Source organism: Streptomyces sp. NPDC048496 (assembly GCF_043200055.1).
GTDB lineage: Bacteria > Actinomycetota > Actinomycetes > Streptomycetales > Streptomycetaceae > Streptomyces.
The window spans coordinates 1-7799 of record NZ_JBICXB010000100.1 but is presented as its reverse complement, the minus strand read 5'-3'; the positions used below and the strand labels follow the sequence as shown (position 1 = coordinate 7799).

The window sequence follows — 7799 nt, the reverse complement described above, 5'->3', positions numbered from 1 at the left end:
AGACGCCGAGCGCGCGAGTGCCCTTGCGGGTCCTGAGCTGCTCGCGGTGCCCGCGCAGCAGCTTCGCGAGATGCTCGGCGGTTGCCCTGCGGACACCGAGCACGGCGGTGTAGGTGATACTGGACGCCACGTGGAGCCTCTGGTTGTACGGAACGTTTCTTCGCAGACCCGTTCCTACCAGGGTTGGCGCGCCAGCCCGCAGAAGGCAGGATGGGACATGGTCGCGTGGGCCTGTTTGATCGTCACACACCAGACAACTTGCGCGGCCGTCTCTATGTCCCCGCCCCACCGACCAAGATCGATCGCAGGTCGGCTCGTTAGGGTCGGAGGCATGACGACACCCCTTGCCGGCAGTGCCTTCGACTCGCTCCGCCTCGACGCCGTGCTGGACCGGGAGGCGCTGCGCCGGGCGTACGAACTCCCCGGCGACGCGGCCGTGCGCAAGCAGATGACCGAACTCACCGAGCACACCAGGCGGTTGATCGGCTGTTCATCGCTGGTCCTGGTCGCCAGCGCGGATGCCGAGGGCAACTGCGACGTCTCGCCGCGCGGCGGCCCCGCCGGGTTCGTCGCCGTCCTGGACGCACGGACGGTGGCGATACCGGACGCGACCGGCAACAAGCGGCTGGACACTCTGCAGAACGTCATCGCCACCGGGCGGGCCGGGCTACTGTTCGTCATCCCCGGGCGGACCACCACCCTGCGGGTGAACGGCCGGGCTGTCGTCTCCACCCGCCCGGAGCTGCTGTCGCAGCTGACCGCCGTGGGAAAGCCGCCGGCCAGTGCGCTGGTGCTGGGAATCGAGGAGGTCTACCCGCACTGCCCCAAGTCGCTGCTGCGCAGCGGGGCCTGGAAGCCGGAGCAGTGGCTGCCGGCGGACGCCCAGCCGACCTCGGCCGAGGTGACGCTGGCCCAGCTGCGGATGCCAGAGCTGACGATCGCCGACATCGAGCAGGCGGAGGCGGACTCGCTGAAGTACCGGTACGAGTAGCGGGCCGATCTGCGAGTGAACACCAGCCAGCCGAACCCCCAGGCCAGCACGCCGCAAGATCAATCGTGGGTCAGCCCGTAAGTCGCAACTGGTGACAGTTGAATACGCGAGCCCACCAGTATCAAACCCGGCATCGTGGTCCGTACAAGATTGCCAGCACCCGGCATCATGGTCCGTTACTCCGTCCTGTCATCATGGCCACGGAGCGGGAGCGGCGGCGTCGTGATCCGCATGAGGGCATCTACGCCATCTGCCTTCCGCCGGTGCTGCGCCCCCTCGCTCTGATGTGCGCGAGCATGCCGGGCGCAAGACGCGCTCGTCTGAGACAGGAGCCGTAATGGCACTGAAGATACGCAGACCGAAGACTGCCGCCGTGGCGCTCGCCGCCACCGTGGCCGCGGTCTCGTTGGGCACCGCCCTTCCCTCGGCCGCCGCCGGGTACACCGCGTCGGCGGGGCCGTGGAGCACAGCCGTCGCCCTGACCGGAGCGGACGGCCAGCAGACTCTCGTCGATGTCCAGGTGGCCGGTGACGGCGCCGTGTTCGCGCTGTGGCGGGACAAGGCCGCCGGGGCCACCGGTTGGGACTTCCGGACCGCCGTCCGGCCTGCCGGCAGCGCGACGTGGAGTGCGCCGCACACCCTGGCGACCGGGCGTGACAAGAATTCCGCGGCCGTCCTTGCCGTGAGCGCCGACGGACGGGCCGTGGTGACCTGGCTGGACGGCAGTGGTGCAGACGGTTCGCTGGTCGCCCTGGCCGCCGGCTGGAACCCGGCCACGGCAGCCTGGTCCGCCCCGGCCACGCTCGCCGCCTGGGACGGCCTGGACATGTCCACGCCCCGCCTGGCCGCGGCGGCCGACGGCACCTTCACCGCCGTATGGGACCAGGGCGACGGGTACCGGAACTACGATGTGAGGACCGCCGCCCTTGCCCCCGGCGACCGGGCGTGGTCCGCACCCCGGACGCTGGGCTCCACCACTACCGGATCCATCTGGAGCATCGACCTCGCGGTGGCCCCCGGCGGCGCCGCCACCGCGGTCTGGGACGAACTCAACCGTTTCACCGACGAGCACACGGTCTCCACTGCCACGCGCACCTCGGCCCAGCCCAGTTGGAGCAGCGCCTCCGTGCTGCCCGGCACCGACGCCACGTCCAGCAACGTACAGGTGGCGATGGACGCCAAGAACGCCACCACCGTGCTGTGGCGCAACGGCGCCGACGACCTCAAATCCGTCACCCGTACCGCTCCTTCGGGCAGCTGGGGTGCCGCTCAGACCGCCGTTTCCGCCATCAACTACAGCGACGGAAGCGAACCGCTGGCCGCGCCCAACGGTGACGTCACCTACGTGTGGACGGGCTGGAGCCGCACCGCCGGTACCCCTGTTGTGCAGACCGTGACCCGCACCGCGAGCTCCGGGACGTGGTCCGCGCCGAAGACGCTGTCCACCGGCTACGTCAACTGGCAGGTGGACGCCTCCATCGGCGCTGACGGAACCGTGCAGGTCGTGTGGCCGCAGGTGCCGAGCATCGACAACGGCGACGACAACTACCTTGAGTGGGCGGTGCGCGCCGACGGCACCTGGAGCAAGGCCACCGCTCTGAACAGCACGCCCGTTGCCGCCGTCCCCAACACCGACGCCCTCGCCGGCGAGGTGGCTGCCGGACCGGACGGCCGGGCCACGGTGCTGTGGCGCAAGGCCGAGTACACCGGCAGCGGCGGCTACACCTCCCAGGTGAGGTCCCAGTCGCAGACCCTGCTGATCAAGCCACAGATCACCACCAACGCTGCGGTGAGCGGAACGGCCCGAACCGGCTCCACCCTCACCTGCTCCGCCGCCTGGAACGGCACCAACACCAAGGCCACCTGGTCCTGGCTGCGCGACGGCGCGGTCATCTCCGGCGCCACCGCCAAGACCCGCGCCCTCACCTCTGCTGACTACGCCCACAAGGTGTCCTGCCGGGTCACGGTCAGCAACGGCGCGGGCTCCGTCGCTTCCACCTCACCCGCGCTGAAGGTCGCGGTCGGCCCCGCCCTGAAGGCCACCACCGCGCCGTCGATCTCCGGCTCCGTCAAGGTCGGCTACAAGCTGACGGCTGCCCGCGGCACTTGGTCGCCGTCCGCCACTTCCTACGCGTACCAGTGGAAGCGCAACGGCAAGTCCATCAGCGGCGCGACCAAGTCCACCTACGTCCTGGTGAAGGCCGACCGTGGCCAGAAGATCACGGTCAAGATCACTGCCCACCGCAACGGTTGGACCAACGGCACGGCCACCACAAAGCCCGTCACCGTGCGCTGACCCGACGCGGGCCGGTACCACCGGCCCGCGTCTGCCGATCCGGGACCCGGTAGCCGCGTGGCGCCCGACAACGTGAAGTGGTCCACCACCCCGTCCAGACCCAGATCCCGCCCCACTGCTCAGCCCCTTCCGTCACCCCCGTAATCACCTGTCGGGCTGGCCGGTAGAGGCGCCGCCGTAGGGCGGGCGCCGGTATCAGTGCCCCGGCACGGCGGGGCGACCTGGTAGGCGCGGGTGCTTCTACGGCAGGTCGGCGTCAACGTCGCGGGGGCAGTGTCGGATTCGGTACTGCCATGCCCATTGCTTACGCCGAGCCCGCCCTATCGGTACCGGGTTGGCAGCGCATCAACCAGCCACCGCCTGCACCGGCCGCTGAGCCGCTGTATGCCCCGTGTGGCGCCGTACAGTCGCCCCGGCACCCCAGGGTCCCTCCTGCTACCGGCCGGATCGCGACCTACCGTACCTGACGGCCCGTCCGAACCCTTTCAATCATGGGGGACACCGAGAACACCACACCCTGGCCGGACCACCCCGACGACGAGCTGCAAGCCCTCCGCGAAGGCGCCACCGCACCAACACCACCCGCCCCGCCCGACTGCCCGGACTGCGGACTCCCAGAAGACCGGTACCCCACCCTGTACGAAGGCCACTGGGTACTCCTCGAACCCGACGTCACCGTCGCCTCTCACCAACTCCCGCCCCGCCGACGGTGGGTCATCGGCGTGGACGGCATCGCAATCAACACGTGGGACGCCGAACCCACCCCCGGCGCCGTATGCCGCGTCGCCCACCACCTCGTCTGCCCCTACCCCACAGCCGACACCCGGTGGCCCTGGCCGTGGGGAACCGCACTGCCCGCCGTTATCGATCTGTGAAGAGGCCTGCCCGAGGATCTCCCTGTTGCGTGACCGAAAAACCCCCAGCAAGGCGCACATTTTCGACCGGAACTGGCCGGACACGACAACGGCCCCGCTCCCCCACCACCTGGCGGGAGAACAGGGCCGCTGGCTGCTGTGGCTTACAGGTCGTCGCCCAGGAGGTGTTGAGCGAGCATTTCCCGGAACTGGGGGCTGACTGCTGCCCTGATGTCCGCGGCAGCCGCCTCAACGGACCCGAGCAGCTCGCAGTACCGCTCTATGGCCTTGCGGCGCTCTTCCACGTTCAGCTTCCTGAAGACAATCTCCATGCTGGCGCGACCGTCATGCCAAGGCATCTTGACCGGCCGGCGCAGCATCGCACCCTCGGTTGACGCAGACTGGGCTCGAGGCTCCGGCAGGGCGCGACTGACCAGGTCCGATCCCAGGTCCGGTTCCACCGCAGCAGGGCTTGAGTTCTGCTGCACCAGCGTGCTCTGCGGCGAGACGACGGACTCTGGATCCTCCCGGACCGCAGTAAACCGCACCGGTTCAGGCACCGGGCCGGGCAAGGGCTTTACCGCGGTAAAGGTTCGATCGTCGGGGGCCGGGGGAATCGTGGTTTCGGCAGGCCGGCGGGTCCGGGGTCGCTCCTTCTCCTCATCACGCTCAACCATGCGCTGCTGCCACGCTGCACGCTGCTCGTCATGGGCGAGTTTCACCAGGGCACGCGTCTCCCTCACCGGCAGATCGCCGCTACTGACCAGCGTCTGCAGATCGGGGGCCAGGCTGAGGAGGTACATCTGCTGGGTCACCCAGCCGCCGGACTTGCCGTAGTGCTCAGCGACTTTGGCCTTGCCACCGAGTTCCTGAACCATGGTCTGGATACCGAGGGCGCGCTCGATCGGGTCGAGGTCTTCCCGGTCGTTGTTCTCGGAGAGGACCGCGTCAAGGAAGTCGGCTTTGGACTTGGCGACCTCGTCGTCGATGACGACTTCGATGGTTCCCAGCCCCGCGGCCTCGGACGCACGATATCGGCGCTCACCATTCGCAATGACGTAGCGGGCCGTGCCGACCGATGCAGCTTCGCCCTCCCACAGCTTCAGGTACGCCTCACGTGTGACGGCGACGGCGGGCTGCAGCTGCTTCTTCTTCAGCTTGAGCCCGAACTCGAGCAGGTCTTCCGGCGTGCCGAAGTTCCGCCGCGGGTTGAACCGCGTGGGAACCAGCTGCTCAAGCGGGACAGTACGCAGGCGGCTATCGGGGGCCCCGACGGTGGCTGCTCCGGTCGCGGCGGCCACTGCCTGGCGTCGGGCGCTGACGGCGGTGGCGGCCCCGAACCGGCCGGCGCCCAGCTGGTCGGCCTTGCTCATGCGATCTCCCGTGCGAGTGCGCGCATCGCGATGGCCTGCTGGCTTCGTGGTGCGTAGGCGAGGAGCGGGCGCTTCACGCGGACCGCTTCCTTCTGTTCCTTGAGGTCCCCGATGAGGCCGATGACCCTCGGATCCTTTATGTCGACCCAGCCCTGGAGAGAGGACGTTGCGATGTAACCGCGGCGGGAGTCGTAGAGGTTGACGACAAGGCCGAGGTAGTCGATGTCGATGGCGAGGTCGCCGCGCAGGTCTTCGAACTGGCTGGTGAGGAGCTCGTATGCGTCGGCGCTGCTGTCTTCTGCCTGGACCACGATCAGAGCGCCGGACTGGCCGGGTGCTTCGCCGTCGCGGCGGCGGCCGTAATAGGCGGCGGCGTCCATGCTGAGGCCGAGGCTGGGCGGGCAGTCGACGATGACGACGTCGTAGTCGCCTTCCAGGGGAGCGAGGGCTCGCTCAAGGGCGGCTTCGCGGGCGCGGACCGCGGAGAGGCGGACGTCCAGGAGGAAGGCGTCGTTGCATGCGGGCAGCAGGTGCAGTCGGCCGCCGAAGGTCTCGTCGTCGATGGAGACGATGAGGTCCTTGAGTACGCCCTTGGGGTCGCCGGCCATGTGGTTGGTGAGGCTGTCACCGTTCATCGGCAGCGGTGTGGCGCCGAGCTGGTTGGTGAGGTGGCACTGCGGGTCGAAGTCGACGAGCAGTACGCGCAACCCGAGACCGGGGAGGTTCTCGACGTCCAGGGGGCTGTCCTCCCCGGAGGCTGCAGCGAGTTGCTTGGCGATCCGTACGGGGTGCAGAGCATCGGGGTTCTCTGCGAGGGCTTCGCCGGTCCCGGCTGTGATGGCTGTCTTGCCGACGCCGCCCTTCTGGTTGCAGACAATGAAGCGTCGCGTGATGGCCGGCCGTTCGATGTGCGGGGCAGGGTTGGCGTCCAGCCAGAGCTGTACTGACTGCGCGAGCCCCTGGATGAGGGAGACCCCTCGGTCGGCGGCCGCCTGGCGGAAGTCGTCCCACTGACCTTCGGGGAGGAACGTCGCGAAGGAGTCCGCGCCCCTCGTGTCAATGGTCTCGAGACTGGACGCCAGGTCGCACCAGGCCGTGACACCCTGCTCGACTGCTGCCTGGATTTCGATGCCGTGCTGGGCGGCCCTGACCTTGAGGCTCTGCCGGAGCCATCCCGGCAGCTTCGAGACGACCTTCTCGCGGTCGCTGGCTGGAGAACTCATGGGGACACCTTACTAACGCACAAGATCAATGGTTTGCATTGGGGCGTTAGTAGACCCCTCGGCGCGTCCTCGCGGGCTTTACCGCGGTAAAGCCGCCTCCTCCCTCTCGCCCTCGAGTTCCTCGGCCCCCACGATCACGGAGTAGACCGGTTCCTGAAAGAGGTTCATGCACACCAGAGGACGGCTCGGGCATGGTTCCTCACCGAACTCAAAGGGGCCGCCATGCGCATCGAAGCAGCCTTGCAGCCTCAGGCCGTGTCAGTGGCATGAGCGAGGATCTCGGCCATGACTGCGACTGCTGCCGACTACGTGTGGTTCGAAGAGCGCTTCCCAGATCTCGCGGAAACGTACTGCTTCACGCTGGTGCACAACCTGCCGCCCTCAGACGTACTTGCCCGCCTCGGCGGCCAGGCCGAGCCCTCCCACACCGGGACAGCGGCGATAGCGGACGCAGCCTTCGATCTCATTGAGCGATCTGACAACTCCGGCAGTTCATCGGCATGACCACCGTCGGGGACTGGACCCTGCTGATCGAACCCAACGGATATCTCGGCGTCACCGAAGAGCGAGCCCTGCCGGCATCCGCTGGAACGCGCTGGGTCTCGCACTTTGTCAACATCAACGGCGTCGACTCGTTCCTCTGGGCCGAGGACACTATGAACCGCCTGACGTTCGAGCCCGGACTCCCCGACCACCGATGGGGGACGACCCCTGACGAACTCCTGGATGCCATGCACCACAGCGGCTTCCAATTCTGGGACGAGACCTCCGACACCGCAGAGCACCTGGCCGCGGAAGCAGCATTCGCCCTCACCGAGCGCCTGACCGGCGTTCGCATCACACCGGAACTCCTCCAGGAAACCACCTTTACCTGCGGCAGCGCGGAGATCAGGTGAGCGCGTGGCGACCTCCCTCGTCGACGACATCCACACCAGCGCCGAGTGGATCGCCCGTGCCCTCAACCACTCCGGCTACAAGGCCGACTTCACCCCGGAAAGCCTGCGGGACATGGAGCAGTTCATGGGCAAGCACAGCGACCACGGGGTTGCGGTGGCCGGCGGA

The 7799-nt window shown here is 68.2% G+C and carries 5 protein-coding genes and 2 pseudogenes; 4 read left to right on the top strand and 3 right to left on the bottom strand.

Going from position 1 to position 7799, the window contains the following annotated elements; translation table 11 throughout:
• Positions 1-130, bottom strand: a pseudogene (locus tag ACGFSA_RS34420) (IS5/IS1182 family transposase); the annotation flags it as partial.
• A gap of 201 nt (positions 131-331) precedes the next feature.
• Here ACGFSA_RS34420 and ACGFSA_RS34415 point away from each other — a divergent pair.
• The 3 genes from ACGFSA_RS34415 (at position 332) to ACGFSA_RS34405 (ending at position 4162) form a co-directional block, all read left to right on the top strand.
• Positions 332-991 (top strand): MSMEG_1061 family FMN-dependent PPOX-type flavoprotein, encoded by a 660-nt coding sequence (locus tag ACGFSA_RS34415; protein WP_393310011.1) that lies wholly within the window; start codon positions 332-334, stop codon positions 989-991.
• 337 nt (positions 992-1328) lie between these two features.
• Complete coding sequence (locus tag ACGFSA_RS34410; protein ID WP_393310009.1) at positions 1329-3287, top strand: hypothetical protein; 1959 nt, start codon at positions 1329-1331, stop codon at positions 3285-3287.
• Between the two features lie 491 nt (positions 3288-3778).
• A complete protein-coding gene (locus tag ACGFSA_RS34405; RefSeq protein WP_393310007.1) occupies positions 3779-4162 on the top strand; it encodes a DUF6083 domain-containing protein in 384 nt (127 codons plus the stop codon).
• A 143-nt stretch (positions 4163-4305) separates the two neighbouring features.
• Here ACGFSA_RS34405 and ACGFSA_RS34400 read toward each other — a convergent pair whose 3' ends face one another.
• Entirely contained in the window at positions 4306-5514 is a 1209-nt protein-coding gene (locus ACGFSA_RS34400; RefSeq protein WP_393310005.1) for a ParB/RepB/Spo0J family partition protein, read from the bottom strand.
• Positions 5511-6737 (bottom strand): ParA family protein, encoded by a 1227-nt coding sequence (locus ACGFSA_RS34395; RefSeq protein ID WP_393310003.1) that lies wholly within the window; start codon positions 6735-6737, stop codon positions 5511-5513. Before ACGFSA_RS34395 ends, ACGFSA_RS34400 begins: the two co-directional genes overlap by 4 nt.
• A gap of 285 nt (positions 6738-7022) precedes the next feature.
• Between ACGFSA_RS34395 and ACGFSA_RS34390 the strand changes: the two are divergent.
• Positions 7023-7633 (top strand): annotated as a pseudogene (locus ACGFSA_RS34390) (DUF6461 domain-containing protein).
• Positions 7634-7799: the final 166 nt, after the last annotated feature.

Bases quoted from the DNA above. Each gene is read 5' to 3' on its own strand.
- ACGFSA_RS34410 (WP_393310009.1), top strand. From the start codon at position 1,329: ATGGCACTGAAGATACGCAGACCGAAGACTGCCGCCGTGGCGCTCGCC.
- ACGFSA_RS34400 (WP_393310005.1), bottom strand. From the start codon at position 5,514: ATGAGCAAGGCCGACCAGCTGGGCGCCGGCCGGTTCGGGGCCGCCACC.
- ACGFSA_RS34415 (WP_393310011.1), top strand. From the start codon at position 332: ATGACGACACCCCTTGCCGGCAGTGCCTTCGACTCGCTCCGCCTCGAC.
- ACGFSA_RS34405 (WP_393310007.1), top strand. From the start codon at position 3,779: ATGGGGGACACCGAGAACACCACACCCTGGCCGGACCACCCCGACGAC.
- ACGFSA_RS34395 (WP_393310003.1), bottom strand. From the start codon at position 6,737: ATGAGTTCTCCAGCCAGCGACCGCGAGAAGGTCGTCTCGAAGCTGCCG.